Raw genomic sequence first — 15,963 nt, forward strand, 5'->3', positions numbered from 1 at the left:
CGTCCACCCCTACCTCGTCGCCACCCAGGCCCACCCCGAGCTGCGCTCGCGGCCGACCCGCGCCAACCCCCTCTTCGCCGGACTGGTGAAGGCCGCGGTCGAACACCGCACCGGCACTGGGCAGTAGGGGGCGGACCGCCGGGGACGACAGAGGGGTGCGGGCCCGGTACCGGACCCGCACCCCTCGGCTCAGGCGCGCCGCAGCCTGAGCGTCATCAGCTGGAACGGGCGCAGGCGCACGGTGATCCGTTCGCCTTCGTGTTCCGGGGCGGTCTCCTCGGGCAGCGGGCGCTCGAGGAGGTCGGTGACGGCGACGTCCGCGACCGCGAAGCCGGCCGTCAGGGTGGTGCGGGCGCGTCCGCCGTGGGCCTCGTGGAAGCGGACGACGACGTCCCCGCTGCCGTCGTCGGCGAGTTTGACGGCGGTGACGACGACGGCGTCGTTGTCGGCGGTGATCAGCGGGGTCACCTCGCGGGCACCCGTCAGACGGCGCTCGGGCAGGTTGATCCGCCAGCCTTCGCGGACGGCGTCGGCGATGGCCGCGCCCGGGACGAGGGCGTGGCGGAAGCGGTGGACGCCCTGGTCGGTCTCCGGGTCGGGGAAGCGCGGAGCCCGCAGCAGGGACACCCGGACCGTGGTGGTGGTGCCGTGGTCGGTGTCCGTGCGGACGGTGCGGGTGACGTCGTGGCCGTACGTCGAGTCGTTGACGACCGCCACGCCCCAGCCGGGCTCTTCCAGGTGCAGGAAGCGGTGGTTGCAGGCCTCGAACTTGGCCGCTTCCCAGGAGGTGTTGGTGTGGGTGGGACGGTAGGCGTGTCCGTACTGGGTCTCCGAGGCGTACCGCTCGGCGTGCACGTCCAGAGGGAAGGCCAGCTTGAGGAACTTCTCCGTCTCGTGCCAGTCCACCTCGGTGTCCACCACCAGCCGCCGCTCGCCCGGCGGCAGTGACAGCACCTGCTCGACCCGCGAGGCGCCGAAGGCCCGGACGACCCGCACCGACGCGCCGTCGTCGCCCGGGGTGACGGACTCGGCGTCGGTGAGGTCGGTGACGGTGTTGCGGTAGAACTCGTCCACGTCCCAGGCGTCCCACATGTTGGGGAAGTCCGGGTGGAGCTGGAGGAGGTTGCCGGCCCGGCCCGGGGCGATGGTCTCGCGACCGGCGGCCGGGTCGTAGGCGGAGACGACCAGGCCCTGGGCGTCGACCTCGATCCGCAGCAGACCGTTGTCCAGCGTGAACCCGCCGCCCTCGCGCGGTACGACGCTGGTGGCACCGGCTGCGGCCGGCGCGGCGGCACCACCCGCCGCGACACCCGACCGCAGGTGCGGAGCGGAGTTGAACACCAGCTCCCGGCCGCCCTCACCGGCCAGCGCCCGCTGGGCGCCCTCGATGATCGCGTTCAGTTCGGCGGCGACCCGGGCGTAGGTGGCGCGGGCCTCGCGGTGCACCCAGGCGATGGACGAGCCGGGCAGGATGTCGTGGAACTGGTGCAGCAGGACCGTCTTCCAGATGCGGTCCAGCTCCTCGTACGGATACGGGAACCCGGTGCGGACCGCGGCCGTGGCCGCCCACAACTCCACCTCGCGCAGCAGGTGTTCACTGCGCCGGTTGCCCTGCTTGGTCTGCGCCTGGCTGGTGAGGGTGGCGCGGTGCAGTTCGAGGTACAGCTCGCCCACCCAGACCGGCGGCTCGGGGTACTCGGCCTCGGCCTTCTCGAAGAACGTGCGCGGCGTCTCCCACACCACCTGCGCGGAGCCTTCCAGGTCGCGCATGCGCGCCGCCTTGGCGACCATCTCGCGCGTGGTGCCGCCGCCCCCGTCGCCCCAGCCGGTGGGGGCCAGGGAGTGCCGGGCCCGGCCCTTGTCCTTGAAGTTGCGGGCCGCGTGGGCGATCTCGCTGCCCTTCATCGAGCAGTTGTAGGTGTCCACGGGCGGGAAGTGGGTGAAGATCCGCGTGCCGTCGATCCCCTCCCAGTCGAAGGTGTGGTGCGGGAACTTGTTCGTCTGCGACCAGGAGATCTTCTGCGTCAGCAGCCACTTGGACCCGGCCGCCTTGATGATCTGCGGCAGGCCCGCGGCGAAGCCGAAGGTGTCCGGCAGCCACGCCTCCTCGTTCTCGATGCCGAACTCGTCGAGGAAGAACCGCTTGCCGTGCACGAACTGCCGGGCCATCGCCTCCGAACCGGGCATGTTGGTGTCCGACTCCACCCACATGCCACCGGCGGGCACGAACCGGCCCTCGGCGACGGCCGCCTTCACCCGCGCCCACACCTCGGGCCGGTGCTCCTTCACCCACGCCCACTGCTGCGCCTGGGACATGGCGAAGACGAACTCCGGCTCGTCCTCCAGCAGCGCGGTCATGTTCGACGTCGTCCGCGCCACCTTGCGCACCGTCTCCCGCAGCGGCCACAGCCACGCCGAGTCGATGTGCGCGTGCCCGACGGCGCTGATCCGGTGCGCGGAGGGCACGGCGGGGGCGGACAGCACCCCGGTCAGCTGCTCACGGGCGCGCCCGGCGGTGCCGTTCACGTCCTGGAGGTCCACGACGTCCAGGGCGCGGTCGACCGCGCGCAGGATGTCGTACCGGCGCGCGGAGTCCGCGGGCAGCTCGGCCATCAGCTCGCCCAGCACCTCCAGGTCCAGCACCAGCTGCCACACGGTCTCGTCGAACACGGCGAGGTCCATGCGGGTGAGCGTGTACTGCGGCTCGCTGCCGGCCGTCTCCTTGTCTCCCAACTGCGTCGGCAGGAAGGGGTGGTAGTCCAGGATCACCGGGTTGGACGCGGCCTCGACGTGCAGGCGCACCTCCTCGCCGCCCGCGACGGGCGAACCGATCCGCACCCACTGGTTACGCGGGTTGAGCCCCTTCACGGGAGTCCCGTCGGGCCGGTAGACCAGGCCCTCGCACTGGAAACCCGGCATGTTCTCGTCGAACCCGAGGTCCAGCAGGGCCTCGACCGTCTTCCCCGCCCACGCCTCGGGCACCGTCCCGGTCACCCGGAACCAGCTCGTCCCCCACGGAGCGCCCCAGCGCGCGCCCACCTCGATCGGCTCCGGCTCGGCGGCCAGACCCTCCGCGACCGGCACCGGCTCGCCCGGCGCGTGCCACACCGCCACGTCGAGCGGCACGGACTCCGGGTACACGGCAGGACGGATGCGCTCGTCCAGGACACGCTTCAGACGGGCTTCGATCAACGTACGGTCGTCATGCATGACGGGTGCTCCATCGGTGGTGCTGGGTGAGGACCTGCTCGGCCGTGACGGTCTCGGTGACACCGCGGGCCGCCAGGTGGGCCGCGTCGTCCGCGCGGACGTCGAGGACCGTGGTGGGCCGGGCGCCGTCGGCGGTGAGCTGGAAGAAGGCGTCGTACACGCTTCCGCCCGGGGCGAGCGCGGCGCGCTCCCGAGGGTCGGCGGGTACGACGAGGGCGGTCGTGCGGGGTGCCGGGGCGCGGTGGGTCCGGCCGGCCGCGTCGGACAGGACCCGGGCGATGTCCTTCGGCTGCCGGTCGTTGGTCAGCAGGCCGAGGCTGTACTCGAGTTCGGGGAAGTCGGCGAGGCCGCGGGAGACGTCGTGGGAGCACCACCAGGTGATCCCCCACAGGTCGGGGCAGTCCAGGACGTTCGTGACGGTGGCCTCGGCGAAGGCGGCGGCGTGCTCGGCGGGCACCAGCGGCGCGGGGGCGCCGACCTCCTGGAGCCAGACCGGCCGGTGCGGGTCGTCCGCCCACGCCTTGCTCAGTTCGACCAGGTAGGCGGCGTGGTGCTCGCTGGGGACGGAGTCACGGCCGTGGCGCTGGGCGGTGCCGTTGAACACCCAGGAGTGCACGGCGGTCACCCCGCCGTAGCGGGCGGCCTGGGCGGGGGTGAACGGCATGTCGTACTGGTACCACGTGGCGTCGTACTCGGCGTGCAGGTGCAGCCGGCCGGGGGCGCCGTCCTCGCAGGCGGCGAGCATGCGCTCCAGCCAGCCGTCGATCTGCTCCGGGGTGGCCCGGTCGGGGTCCGGGTGGGGGCCGGCGGAGAACTGGTTGACCTCGTTGCCGACGGTCATGCCGATGAAGTTGGGGCGGTCGGCGAGGGCGGCGGCGAGGGTGCGCAGATAGGCGGCCTGGCCGTCGATGACGTCGGGGTCGGTGAACAGGTTGCGCCGGTGCCAGGTCCGGGTCCAGGCGGGCAGGAAGTCGAAGCTGGACAGATGGCCTTGCAGACCGTCCACGTTGACGTCGAGGCCGCGTTCGGCGGCGGCGTCGGCGAGCGCCACGAGCTGCTCCACCGCCCTGGGGCGGATCAGGGCCCGGTTCGGCTGGAAGTACGGCCACAGCGGGAAGACCCGGACGTGGTCGAGGCCGAGCGCGGCGATGGAGTCGAGGTCGGCGCGTACCGAGTCGAGGTCGAAGTCGAGCCAGTGGTGGAACCACCCTTCGCTGGGGGTGTAGTTGACGCCGAAGCGCACGGCAGGAGACATGGATGTCCTTGGTGGGGGTGTACGGTGGTCAGCCCTTGACAGCCCCCTCGCCGACCCCCCGGAAGAAGAACCGCTGGAGGCAGGCGAAGAGAACGATGAGCGGCGCCACGGCGATGACCGTGCCGGCGGCGACGAGGCGCTGGTCGTTGGCGAACGTGCCGTGCAGATAGTTCAGGCCGACGGTGAGGGTGAACTTCGACGGGTCGCCGAGCACGATCAGCGGCCACAGGAAGTCGTCCCAGGCGCCCATGAAGGCGAAGATCGCCACCACGGCGAGGGTGCCCTTGACCGACGGCAGCGCGATGCGCAGGAACCGCTGCCAGACGTTGGCGCCGTCGACGTAGGCGGCCTCCTCGACCTCGTGCGGCAGGTTGAGGAAGGCGTTGCGCATCAGCAGCACGTTCATCGCGCCGATGCAGCCCGGCAGCACCACGCCGATCAGGGTGTTGTTCAGCTCCAGCGACCGCATGGTGGTGAACTGGGCGATGATGATGCTTTCGGCGGGCACCAGCAGCGCCAGGATGAAGACCAGGGTGGCCACCCCGCGGCCCCGGTAGCGCAGCCGGGCCAGGGCGTAGCCGGCGAGGGCCGAGCCGACGCAGTTGGTGACCACGCTGGCGACGGCGACCTTCAGGGAGTTCAGGGCGTAGTCCCAGACCGGGATGACGTCGGCGACCCGGCTGTAGTTGCGCAGCGTGGGATGCTCGGGCAGGAACGACGGAGGAGAGCTGTAGATGTCCTCCGTCGGACCCTTCAGCGAGGTCGACAGCTGCCACAGGAACGGGCCGATGGTCAGGGCCAGCACCACGAGCAGCAGGACGTAGCGGACGACGAGTTCCACGGGCCGGACGCGCCGGCCCGTCTCGTCGGTGAAGCGGGACCGGCGGGGAGCCCGCCGGGGGGTGTCGTCGGCCGAACGGCCCCGGGGGGCGCCCTGCCGGGCGGGGGTGGTGATGTCGGTCATGCCCGTGCCTCGTCCTTCCGGTCCGCGCGCAGCACCAGCAGCATCAGCACCACGGTGATCAGGAAGACCACCACGGAGATGGCGGAGGCGTAGCCGACCCGGCCGCTCAGACCGGTGCCGGTGCGCTGTACGAGCATGACGAGGGTGGTGTCCTCGCCGCCCGGGCCGCCGGTCGGGTTCGCGATCAGGTACACCTCGGAGAACACCTTGAAGGCGGAGACCGAGGCGAGCGCGGCCACCAGGACCATCGTGGACCGCAGCGCGGGCATGGTGACCGAGAGGAAGCGGCGCACCGGACCCGCGCCGTCCACGGCGGCGGCCTCGTGCAGTTCGCGCGGCACGTTCGCCAGCGCGGCGAGATAGATGATCATGTAGTAGCCGAGGCCCTTCCACACCGTGACCGCCATGGCGCTCAGCAGGATCAGCCACTGGTCGCTGAGGAACCCGACCTGTCCGCCGCCGAGCGACTCCAACAGCGAGTTGACGAGGCCGCGTTCGTCCAGCAGCCAGACCCAGATCAGACCCACGACCACGATCGAGGCGACGACCGGGGTGTAGAACGCCGACCGGAAGAACGAGATGCCGGGGATGTGCTTCTGCACCAGCAGCGCGAGCAGCAGCGGCAGGAGCACCAGTGCCGGGACGACTCCGACGACGTACAGCGCGCTGTTGCGCAGGGCGATCCAGAACATGTCGTCGTGGAGCATCTCGCGGAAGTTGGCGAGACCCACGAAGTGACCCGGTATCAGGGTGCGGCGGTCGGTGAACGAGTTCACCACCGTGGAGACGAACGGGTATAGCACGAACGCGCCGATGACGAGCAGTCCGGGTGCGGCGAACAGCCACGGGCTGGTGGGCAGTTGACGCCGCACCCGGGAGCCTCGACGGGCAGGGGAGGAGAGGGCCACGACGGATCAGCCCTGCTTCAGCAGCTGGTCACAGGCCTTGACAGCGTTGTCCAGGGCCTGCTTGGGGCTCTGCTTGCCCTGGAGCGCCTTGGCGACCTCCTGCTGGAGCGCGGTCTTCATCTGGTCGCTGAACAGCACCGGGGTGTAGTTCACGGCCGTCTTCAGGGACTTGGCGGCGGCCACCCGCACCCGGGTCTCGTCGGTGCCGTCCTCCTTGGTGAAGTACGGGTTGTCGAGGGAGCCGGCGGTGCTCGGGAAGATGGCGACCTTCTTGGCGAAGGACATCTGGTGCTGCGCGTCGGTCACGAAGTGCGCGAACGCCACGGCCGCCGGCTTCTGCTTGGACTGGGAGCTGACCAGCAGGCCCATCACGTACATGTTGGCGTGCCCGGTGCTGGTGATCTGGTCGGTGATGCCGATGTTCTTGTACAGGCTCGGCGCCTGCGTCTTGAAGTTCTTCAGGTCCAGCGCGCTGCCGGGGTTCATGGCGACGGCACCGGTGAGGAACTTGTGGCCGGCCGACTCCGGCGTGGCGGCCAGCGCCTGCGGGTCGAGGGCCTTGGCGTCGTACAACTCCTTGTACTTGGTGAGGAGTTCGACACCCTTGGCATCGTTGAAGGCGAAGGCGGTGCCTTCCTTGTTCATCTGCGGGACGCCGTAGCGGCCGAAGTCCTCGATGGCCGGCACGTTGGAGAGGGTGGCGACCTTGCCGTCGGTCTTCTTGGCGATCTCCAGACCGTCCTTGAACAGGTCGGCGTACGTCTTCGGCGGCTGGTCGGGGTTGAGACCGGCCTCCTTGAACAGGGCCTTGTTGTAGAACAGCGGGCCGGTGTTGAGGTACCAGGGGAACGCCCAGGTGCCCGAGAGGCCCGGGACGGCGGTGCTGCTCCAGGCGCCGGGCAGGTACTCGCTCCGGTACTTCGCCGCCGTCTTGTCCTTGTCCAGGTCCAGCGCGAGGCCGGCCTTGGCGAGCGGGGCGGCGAGGTCGGGGGAGACGTTGACGACGTCCGGCAGGCTGCCGCCGGCCGCCTCGGCGCTGATCTTGTCGGCGTAGCCCTCGGCGGGCTGGTCGACCCACTTCACGTGCGTGCCCGGGTACTTGTGCTCGAAGTCGGAGATCAGGCCCTCGAAGTAGGGCTTGAAGTTGGCGCGCAGGTTCCAGGTCTGGAAGGTGATGTCGCCCTGGATCTTGCCCGAGGCGTCGCCCGACGAGCTGTCGTCTCCCCCGGTGCCGCAGGCACTGAGCGGCAGCAGGGCCGCGACGACGACAGCGGTGGCGAGGGTTCTGCGGGATATGCGCACGGCTGGGGACTCCTTCGGACGACGGGCCACGGCGACGGTGCCGGCCACGGGTTCAGAGGCAGACATTGCATCCTTCGGCGGAAAAATGTCAATGGATTCGTCCGAAAACTTACTCACGATGATGGAAACCGCAGGTCAGATGGGTTGACGGGAGCTGAACAAAGACGACATGCGGCTCTTGCCTCCTGCTGCTAATGCGCTTTAGGCTGAGGTAGCTCAAGCGCATTAGTGCGCGATGCCAGCGAAGGGGAGCGGAAGTGACGGACAAGCGTGCACCGGCTCGCCGGCCGACGATGAAGGACATCGCGCGGCGGGCGGGGGTCTCCGAGAGCGCCGTCTCCTTCGCCCTCAACAACCGCCCCGGCGTCTCGGAGGTGACCCGGGCCCGGGTGCGCCGGGTGGCGGAACAGCTGGGCTGGCGGCCGAGCACGGCCGCACGCCAGCTCTCCGGCGAGGGCGCGGCGACGGTCGGGTTCGTGCTGGCCCGCCCCGCCCACACCCTCGGCGTGGACTCGTTCTTCCTCCAATTGGTCTCCGGCATCCAGGAAGTGCTGGCCGAGCGCCATCTCGGCCTGCTCTTCCAGGTCGTGGAGGACATCGCGGACGAATGCGCGGTGTACCGGGCGTGGTGGGCCGAGCACCGGGTCGACGGCGTCCTCATGGTCGACCCCCGCACCGACGACCCGCGCCCCCGACTCCTCGACGAACTCGGCCTGCCCGCCGTGGTCATCGGGGGCGCGCCGGCCGGGCTGAACCCGCGGCTGTCGGCGGTGTGGGCCGACGACGCCGGTGCGATGGCCGCCGTCGTCGGGGAACTGCACGCCCTGGGGCACCGGCGGATCGTGCACATCGCCGGGCTCCCCGGCCTCGCGCACACCCAGCGGCGGGTGCGCAGCCTGCGGGCCGAGGCCGAACGGCGCGGGCTGACCGAGGTCCGCTCGGTGACCACGGACTACTCCGACGCGCAGGGAGCGGCCGTCACCCGCCGGGTCCTGACCGCCCGGGCCGCGCCCACCGCGCTGATCTACGACAACGACGTGATGGCGGTCGCGGGCGTCGCCGCCGCGGCCGAACTGGGCTTCGCCGTGCCGGACGAGGTGTCGGTGGTGTCCTGGGAGGACTCCACGCTGTGCCGGATGGTCAAGCCGTGGCTCTCCGCGCTCTCCCGGGACACGGTGGCCTTCGGCCGCGCGGCGGCCGGGGAACTGGTCTCCCTCCTGGACGGCGCCGCCCCGGGCACGGTCCAGGTCCCCCTGCCCGAACTGATCGCCCGCGAGAGCACGGGACCGGCGCCGACGGCACGGTGAACCGCGGGCGCGAGGGCCCCGCCCCTGACCGGACGCCGGGGCGGAGGCGGGTGCCCCCGCTTCAGATCCGCCAGGAACGCAGCGCCTCGGCGACGGCGTAGACGCTCAGACGGGTGTCCCGGACCTTCCGGACCAGCTCGGACAGGGCGCCGTACGGCGGGTCGATGCCCTCACCGGACTGGTCCATGTACTGAGCGGCCACGAAAGCGGCGAACAGGCTGTTCCGGTGGGGGAGCGGTTCGAGGCGCACGATCGTGTGCAGCAGCGCTGCCGCGCGCCAGGCGCTGTCGGGGTCGGCCGTCTCCAGCGTCGGCAGCTTGGTCTTGTGCCGCGCGACGGCCGCCACCAGCGCCGAGTAGTCCGTCACGGTCACGTCCTCGTGCCCGAGGGCCGCCTCCTGGACGTCGAGCAGCCAGGAGACATCGATGTGGAGAACCATCAGGCGGCCGCAGCCCCGCCGCCGCGCCCGGAGGGGGGCACCTCGTCGGGGAACGCCTCGTCGAACTCGCCGCGCAGCCTGTCGGCCCAGGTGACGGCGCCGGCGACGAACCGCCTGCGGTGCATCTCCCGCACGCCGAGGTCATGGAGGTACTGCTTCAGGCTCTTGCCCTCCGCCGCCGCGGCGGCACGGACGCCTTCCATTTCCTCGTCGGAGAAGGACACGTTCAGTGATGGCATGCTCCGATGGTACCTAGTTGGTACCGGGCTTGTCAGGTCATGGCAGACCGGGACAGGCCCTGGCAGATAAAAGCATTGGCGTAGACCAAGTGCCGGCCCCTACGTTGCTGCCCGTGACTCGCCCTCGCCCTCGCTCCGCACCCGGCCGAACCGCCGCGTCCACCGGTCTGTTCGCGCGCGGGTACCTGGCCACCACCGCCAGCTTCGCGGCCGTGATGTTCCTGACCGGGTTCGCCTCGCTCGCGGTGATGCCGTTGCTCCCGGTGGCGGCCGAAGACCTCGACGGAGTCGGCCTGTACCCCCTCGTCGCCGGGGCCTTCGTCGCCGCGAGCCTCTTCGGCGGAGTCCTCGGCGGCGCGTGGGCGGACCGCGGCGGGGCCCGCCGGCCCCTGATCGCCGGAGTGGTCCTGACCGTGGTGACCCTGCTCGTCTCCGCGACCAGCACCACCATCTGGCAGCTGGCCCTCGGGCGCTTCACGGACGGCATCGCGGCGGGGATGGTGGCGGTGTCCGTCAACGCGGCCATCGGCCAGTCCTACCCGGACCACCTGCGCGCCCGCGCCCTGGCCCTGATGAGCGCCTGCTGGATCGTGCCGTCGCTGGCGGGCCCGCCGCTCGCCGGGGCCGTCGCGGCCTGGTGGTCGTGGCGGGCGGTGTTCTTCGGCCTCGCGGGGCTCACCCTGATCCCGGCGGTGGCCGCGGTGCTGCTCCTGCGGCGGCCGACGGCGTGGTCCGGAGCGGCGGCCGGGAACGAGGAAACCGAGGGACCGGTACGGCGGTCCGCCCTGCCCGCGGCGGTCGTGGTGAGCGTGGCCGCCGCCCTCACCCAGTACGGCGTCTCGGCCTGGAACGTCCGGCACGCGGCCTGTCTGGCGGCCGGGCTGGCACTGCTCGTGGCCTTCGCCCCGCGCCTGCTGCCCCCGGGCACCTGGCGGGCCGGGCGCGGACTGCCCGCCACGGTGCTCCTGCGCGCGCTGACCTCGGGCGCCTACTTCACGCTCGAAGCCTTCGTACCCCTCATGCTCAGCACGGCCCGACGGGTGCCCGGCGTCGTGACCGGACTCGCGTTCACCACGGCGGCGCTCGCCTGGGCCGGGGCGTCCTGGGCGCAGGGCCGTCTCCAGGACCGCGTGCCGAGGCACCGGCTCGTCGCGGTCGGGGCCGGGACCATGGCGGTCTCGGTGGCACTGGCCGCGCTCTGCACCCTGCCCGCGGTGCCCGCGGCCACGGCGGTGTCCGCCATGGCGCTGGCCGCCGTCGGCATGGGACTGGCGGCGCCCTCGCTGACACTGCTGTCGCTCGCCCACGCGCCGGCCGGCCGGCACGGCTCTGTGAGCGGCGCGATGCAGATCTCGCAGAACCTCGGCCAGACCCTGGTCCTGGCACTGTCATCGGCTCTGTTCAGCGCGGTGTCGGCGGGAACGGCCGGGCGCCTCCCCGCGTTCGCCACGGCGTTCGTCCTGCTGCTGGTGCCGATCGCGGGCGCGGCCTGCCTGGCGGGCCGTACGCGTACGACGAGCCCGGACCGGCGGCCCGGCCCCGAGCCGACCGGCACCGCCGCCCGTACCGAACACCTGTGACGAGCGCGGCCGGGACGCAGGGCCTCCCGGGGCCGCCGCCGCGCACGGAAGCCCGGGCGTACGGTGAGGCCATGCCGTCCCAGCCGCACCGCGCCGCGCTCCTCGTCATCGACACGCGGGCCGACCTGGCTCCGGAACCGCTCCCGCGCGGGAGCCGGGGGACGCACGGGGCGGACGCCCCGCGCGGCTGGTCTCCGAGCCCCTGTCCGCAAGTGCCGTGGCCGCGTCGGAAGCCCGGAGTGCCGGTGCGGCCGGACGGCGAATCACCGGGCCGCCGCCACGGGTGCGTGGAGCGCCGCGCGGTCGCATGAGCCACGCAGGACCGGCCGCGCCCGCGGGCAGTGCCACCCGGGGCGCCGGAACCGCCGGCGGACCGCGGACCGACCGGGCCGCGGCCGGACGGACCGGCCGGCGGCGGAAACCGCGCGCGATCGCCGGTAGGCTGCGGCGGTGCGTACGGTCGAACTCCTGTTGGACGAGGCGGCGGAGGCGGCGGTCCGGGAGGCATGGCGGCGGCTCGCGGACGCGGGGCTGCCCAGCCAGGCACGCCACCGTTCACCGACCAACAGCCCGCACCTCACCCTGGCCGCCTGCCCGGAGCTGACCGCCCCGATCCGCTGGGAGCTCGCCGAGGTGGCCGCCGCGCTGCCGCTGCCGGTGCGGTTCACCGGCCTGGTCCGCTTCGAGCGGCCCACCTCGGTGCTGGCCTGGGCGCTGGACCTCGACTCCGCGCTGGCGGACCTGCACCGCCGGGTGTGGGAGGCGGTGGCCTCGGACAGCCCGTCCGAGGCGCTCAACCCCTTCCATCAACCCGGGCGTTGGAGCCCGCACGTCACTCTCGGCCGGACCCGGCGGGCCGGTGCCTTCACCGACCGGCGGGTCCCCGAGCTGCTCCCGGCGCCGCCGCTGTCGGTCCGGCTCACCACCCTGCGCAGCTACGACACCCTGACCGGCCATCTGGAGGTGCTGGGGCCCCGCCCCTGAGGGCCCTGTCCTTGAGGGCCCCGCCCCTGAGGGCCCTGTCCTTGAGGGCCCCGCCCCTGAGGGCCCTGTCCTTGAGGGCCCTGCCCCTGAGGGCCCTGTCCTTGAGGGCCCCGCCTCTGCCGGCCCCCGAACCCGCCAGCGTTCTATCACCGGTCGCACGCCTCTGACCAGGCCATCCGTCCCGCCGTTCAGGTTGCGCTCAGGTTCACGCGCGCCTCGGGCAACGTGAGTACCAGAGGCGACAAAGCTCTGGCAAAAGGGTCTGGGACGACGGCCGGGCGCCATGTCATCGTGCCTGCCATGTCGACTGATCACCTCACTTACCACCGGCCCTCGGGCAACATCCAGCGCGCGGCGAGCAAGGTGCCGGAGGTGACCGTCTACTTCTGGATCATCAAGGTGCTGACGACCGGCATGGGCGAGACGGCCTCCGACCTCCTGGCCCATGTCCTCGGCCCGATCCCCGCCGTCGGTCTCGGCGGCGCCGGCCTGGTGGTCGCCCTGGCGGCGCAGTTCGCCGTCCGGCGGTACGTGGCCTGGGTCTACTGGACGGCGATCGTCATGGTGAGCGTGTTCGGCACGATGGCCGCCGACGTGCTGCACGTGGGCCTCGGTGTGTCGTACGCCCTCGCGACCCCGTTCTTCCTGGCGGCGCTGGCCGCCGTCCTCGTCCTCTGGTACCGCAGCGAGGGCACCCTGTCCATCCACGGCATCCGCACCCGGCGCCGGGAGACCTTCTACTGGGCCGCCGTGCTGGCCACGTTCGCGCTGGGCACCGCCGCGGGCGACCTCACCGCCACGATCGGCCTCGGCTACCTGGGCTCCGCCGTCCTGTACGCCGCCGCGATCGCCGTTCCGGCCGTCGCCCACCGCTGGGGCGGCCTGAATGCGGTGGCCGCGTTCTGGGCCGCGTACGTCCTCACCCGCCCGCTCGGTGCGTCGGTCGCCGACTGGATGGCCGTCGGCGGTGGCCGAGGCGGACTCGGCCTGGGCCTCGGGCCGGTCACGCTGTCCTGGACGGTGGCCATCCTCGGCTTCGTCGGCCATCTGGCCGTCTCCCGCAAGGACACCCGGCCCGATGTCACGCCATGACACGCCATGACACGGCATGACACGCCGGCACCGCCGCGGGGCCGGGGCCGCCTTCACGCGGCGGGCAGACGGACCACGAACCGTGCCCCGGGCGCGTGCCCGGGGTCGTGGGTGACCTCGCCCCCGGCGGAGCGGGCCAGGCGCCGTGCCAGCGGCAGCCCCAGGCCCGCTCCGCCGTGTCCGTCGCCGGGATCGGCGCGTTGCCCGGGTTCGAAGAGCCGCCCGGCGAAGGAGGGCGGCACGCCGGGGCCGTCGTCGGTGACGTCGACGCGTACGCCGTCGGGTGCGCGGTACGCGCGGACGGTGACGCCGGTGCGGGCGTAGCGGCAGGCGTTGGCGAGGAGCGGGCCGACGATCCGTTCGAGGAGGGCGGGCGGGACTCCGGCCGTCAGGCGCGGGCCGTCGGTGGTGACCGTCACGTGGCCCGGCACGTCCAGTGATTCGGCGAGGCGGTGCAGCGCGGGGAGGACCTCCGCGGTGCCCGGGGCGGTGAGCGTAACGCCCCGGGCGTCGTCGAGGAGGGTGTCGCAGATGACGCGCATGGACTCGGCCGCGTCCGCGATGACCTCGTGGCTGGCGCGGGTCTGGTCGGCGGTGCGGGGCCGGGTCCGCCACCAGTCGAGTTCGGCCGTGATCCGGCTCAGCGGCGTACGCAACTCGTGCGAGAGTTCCCCGGTGAGCTGCCGTTCGTGACGCAACAGGGTGCGGATGCGGTCCAGTATGGCGTCCAGCGAGGCACCGAGCCGGGCGAGTTCGGCCGGGTGCCGCGCGCTGCCGAAGCGTTCACCGGAGGCGACCGTGCTCCACTGGGCGGCCTGGTCGGTCATCGTGCGGACGGGACGCAGCGCGTGGCCGACCGCCAGCCGTGTCAGTGCGTAGGTGCAGGCGAGCATCACGGCGTCCAGCGTGAGCGACCCCAGGAGCAGGGTGTCGGCCGAACTCCGGTAGGGGGAGAGGTCGAGCGCGGCGACCACCGTGGCCCCGCCGCCTTCGGACACCGGCTGGGAGCAGAGCCGGAGGGGGCCGTGCACGTCGGCGGTGACGCACCGCTGCCCGCCGTGCGCGGCGAGCGTGTCGGCGAGGCGGGTCAGGGGGCCGGCGTTCGGCGGCTCCTCCAGCAGCCGCCGGCCGGCGTAGATCCACACGTTGGTGTCGAGGAGCGCGTCGTGGGAGGTCTCCAGGACGCGTACGGTCGTGCCGCCGGTGTCGACGGTCGTGGCGACGGCGGCGGCGCGGGTGCGCAGTTCGTCGTCCGCCTGGTGCTGGAGGCGGTGCTGGGCCACGGCGTTGAAGGCGACGGTGAGGACGAGCATCAGCAGCGTGGCCGTGACGAGGGCGAAGAGCGAGAGCCGGCCGCGCAGTGTGCGGGGCGCCGGACGGCGGAACAGGGCCGCGCGCGGTTGGTGGACGTCGTTCACGACAGCCGGTGCCCGACACCGCGGGCCGTGCCGATCGTCCGGTCGCTGCCCGCCTCGCGCAGCTTGCGGCGCAGCCGGGTCAGGTACTGGTCGAGGGTGTTCTCGTGGACCTGGGCGCCCTCGGGCCAGGCCGCCCGGACCAGCTCGCGGCGGCGCACGAGGCCGCCGGAGGCCGCCATGAGCGCGGCCAGGAGACGGAACTCGGTCGGTGTCAGGTCGACCCGGGCGCCTCGGACGGTGACCAGGTGCCGGACGGCGTCCAGTGCGAGGTCTCCCACCGGGGCGGCGGGCGGCGGCGCGGCCCGTTTGAGGGCCGCCCGCAGCCGGGCCGCGAGTTCGGCGAGATGGAACGGCTTGGGCAGGTAGTCGTCGCCGCCGGCCGAGAACCCGGACAGCCGGTCGGCCAGCCGGTGGTGGGCGGTCAGGAAGACGACGGGGGAGCGGAAGCCGTTCGCGCGCATCGCCTGGCACACGTCCCGCCCGTCGGCGTCGGGCAGCCCGATGTCCAGGACGGCGGCGGAGACGTCGGCGGTGGCCAGCCGCAGGGCGGTGGCGCCGTCCGGCGCGGGCAGGGTGTCGAAGTCCTCCTCGCGCAGGCCGCGCATCAGCACGTCACGCAGGGCGTGATCGTCCTCGACGACCAGGATCGTCCGACGCATGGTTCTCCCTCTGTTCCGGTGGCCCGGCGGTCAGGCCCTTCGGCGGACCGGTCCGCCCTGTCGTCCCCCTGCGCAGCCCGCCCGGCCGGGCGCCCACCACCCGGCCACGGCACACGGACCCGCGCGCCCGTCGGCGGAGGACCCCGGCAGCCCGGCGCGAGCGACGTACCTCGGAGACGGACGCGAGCGGCGACAGGGCCGCGTACCGGTGTCCGGCGGACCGGCCGTGAACAGCGGCGGTCCGCCGGCGAGGAGCAAGCCGATCAGCGGCCCGGTCGCGGCGAACAGGGCCGTGCCCACGCCCGGCACGCCGAGGGCGGCCGGCCGGGACCGGGCATCCGGCACGTTGACGGCGGGCCGCGACGGCAGGTGCGTGGCTGAGGTCATCGCCGAGGGCCCCTTCGTCGTTCTTCCCGGCCGCCGACCGCCGGCCGCCGACCGCACCGGCACCGCCACCGGCCACCCGGCACCCGGCCACGCTCCCGTGGACGGTCTACTGCACTGTAGACGATGGCGGGGCGGGGATCGTTCCCGTGACCGGACGCGAGGCACGGGACGCGAGGGACTGGACGCGAGGGACTGGACGCGAGGGACGGCACGCTAGGG

General features: G+C 72.7%; 13 protein-coding genes. 4 read left to right on the top strand and 9 right to left on the bottom strand.

Features of this window, described 5'->3' with window-relative positions; all coding sequences use genetic code 11:
• Positions 1-189: 189 nt before the first annotated feature.
• Genes IF37_RS0119420 through IF37_RS0119440 form a run of 5 tightly spaced genes read right to left on the bottom strand, consistent with a single transcriptional unit; the run spans position 190 to position 7,639 of the window.
• Positions 190-3,210 carry a glycoside hydrolase family 38 C-terminal domain-containing protein gene (locus IF37_RS0119420; protein WP_030743996.1) on the bottom strand — a complete coding sequence of 1,007 codons (3,021 nt, stop codon included), beginning with the start codon at positions 3,208-3,210 and terminating at the stop codon, positions 190-192.
• On the bottom strand, positions 3,203-4,465 hold the full coding sequence (locus IF37_RS0119425) for a hypothetical protein (protein ID WP_030743998.1): 1,263 nt from the start codon (positions 4,463-4,465) through the stop codon (positions 3,203-3,205). The genes IF37_RS0119420 and IF37_RS0119425 overlap by 8 nt, the downstream gene beginning before the upstream one ends.
• Before the next feature lie 28 nt (positions 4,466-4,493).
• Positions 4,494-5,429 carry a carbohydrate ABC transporter permease gene (locus IF37_RS0119430; RefSeq protein WP_030744001.1) on the bottom strand — a complete coding sequence of 312 codons (936 nt, stop codon included), beginning with the start codon at positions 5,427-5,429 and terminating at the stop codon, positions 4,494-4,496.
• Positions 5,426-6,337, bottom strand: coding sequence for a carbohydrate ABC transporter permease (locus IF37_RS0119435; RefSeq protein WP_030744002.1), 912 nt, complete (start codon positions 6,335-6,337; stop codon positions 5,426-5,428). The genes IF37_RS0119430 and IF37_RS0119435 overlap by 4 nt, the downstream gene beginning before the upstream one ends.
• 6 nt (positions 6,338-6,343) lie before the next feature.
• Positions 6,344-7,639 (bottom strand): ABC transporter substrate-binding protein, encoded by a 1,296-nt coding sequence (locus tag IF37_RS0119440; protein WP_030744004.1) that lies wholly within the window; start codon positions 7,637-7,639, stop codon positions 6,344-6,346.
• A 257-nt stretch (positions 7,640-7,896) separates the two neighbouring features.
• On the opposite strand from IF37_RS0119440, the gene IF37_RS0119445 reads away from it, so the two are divergent.
• Positions 7,897-8,946, top strand: a complete 1,050-nt coding sequence (locus IF37_RS0119445) for a LacI family DNA-binding transcriptional regulator (protein WP_030744007.1) — start codon at positions 7,897-7,899, stop codon at positions 8,944-8,946.
• Between the two features lie 61 nt (positions 8,947-9,007).
• On the opposite strand, the gene IF37_RS0119450 is transcribed toward IF37_RS0119445, so the two are convergent.
• Positions 9,008-9,385, bottom strand: a complete 378-nt coding sequence (locus IF37_RS0119450) for a hypothetical protein (RefSeq protein ID WP_030744010.1) — start codon at positions 9,383-9,385, stop codon at positions 9,008-9,010.
• Positions 9,385-9,624 carry a hypothetical protein gene (locus IF37_RS0119455; RefSeq protein ID WP_030744012.1) on the bottom strand — a complete coding sequence of 80 codons (240 nt, stop codon included), beginning with the start codon at positions 9,622-9,624 and terminating at the stop codon, positions 9,385-9,387. Before IF37_RS0119455 ends, IF37_RS0119450 begins: the two co-directional genes overlap by 1 nt.
• A gap of 215 nt (positions 9,625-9,839) precedes the next feature.
• Here IF37_RS0119455 and IF37_RS0119460 point away from each other — a divergent pair, with 215 nt between their 5' ends.
• The 3 genes from IF37_RS0119460 to IF37_RS0119470 all read left to right on the top strand — a co-directional run bounded on the left by IF37_RS0119460 (position 9,840) and on the right by IF37_RS0119470 (position 13,280).
• The gene (locus tag IF37_RS0119460; protein ID WP_063886397.1) at positions 9,840-11,204 is read left to right on the top strand and encodes an MFS transporter; all 1,365 of its coding nucleotides are present in this window, start codon (positions 9,840-9,842) and stop codon (positions 11,202-11,204) included.
• Positions 11,205-11,654: 450 nt separating this feature from the next.
• Positions 11,655-12,188: a 2'-5' RNA ligase family protein gene (locus IF37_RS0119465; RefSeq protein ID WP_030744018.1), complete on the top strand. Its 534-nt coding sequence runs from the start codon at positions 11,655-11,657 to the stop codon at positions 12,186-12,188.
• A 300-nt stretch (positions 12,189-12,488) separates the two neighbouring features.
• A complete protein-coding gene (locus IF37_RS0119470) occupies positions 12,489-13,280 on the top strand; it encodes a membrane protein (protein WP_030744020.1) in 792 nt (263 codons plus the stop codon).
• A gap of 53 nt (positions 13,281-13,333) precedes the next feature.
• On the opposite strand, the gene IF37_RS0119475 is transcribed toward IF37_RS0119470, so the two are convergent.
• The gene (locus IF37_RS0119475) at positions 13,334-14,698 is read right to left on the bottom strand and encodes a HAMP domain-containing sensor histidine kinase (RefSeq protein ID WP_037856772.1); all 1,365 of its coding nucleotides are present in this window, start codon (positions 14,696-14,698) and stop codon (positions 13,334-13,336) included.
• Complete coding sequence (locus IF37_RS0119480; protein WP_030744026.1) at positions 14,695-15,357, bottom strand: response regulator transcription factor; 663 nt, start codon at positions 15,355-15,357, stop codon at positions 14,695-14,697. Before IF37_RS0119480 ends, IF37_RS0119475 begins: the two co-directional genes overlap by 4 nt.
• Positions 15,358-15,963 lie beyond the last annotated feature (606 nt).

It is taken from the genome of Streptomyces sp. NRRL S-31, assembly GCF_000718775.1.
Taxonomy (GTDB): Bacteria; Actinomycetota; Actinomycetes; order Streptomycetales; family Streptomycetaceae; genus Streptomyces.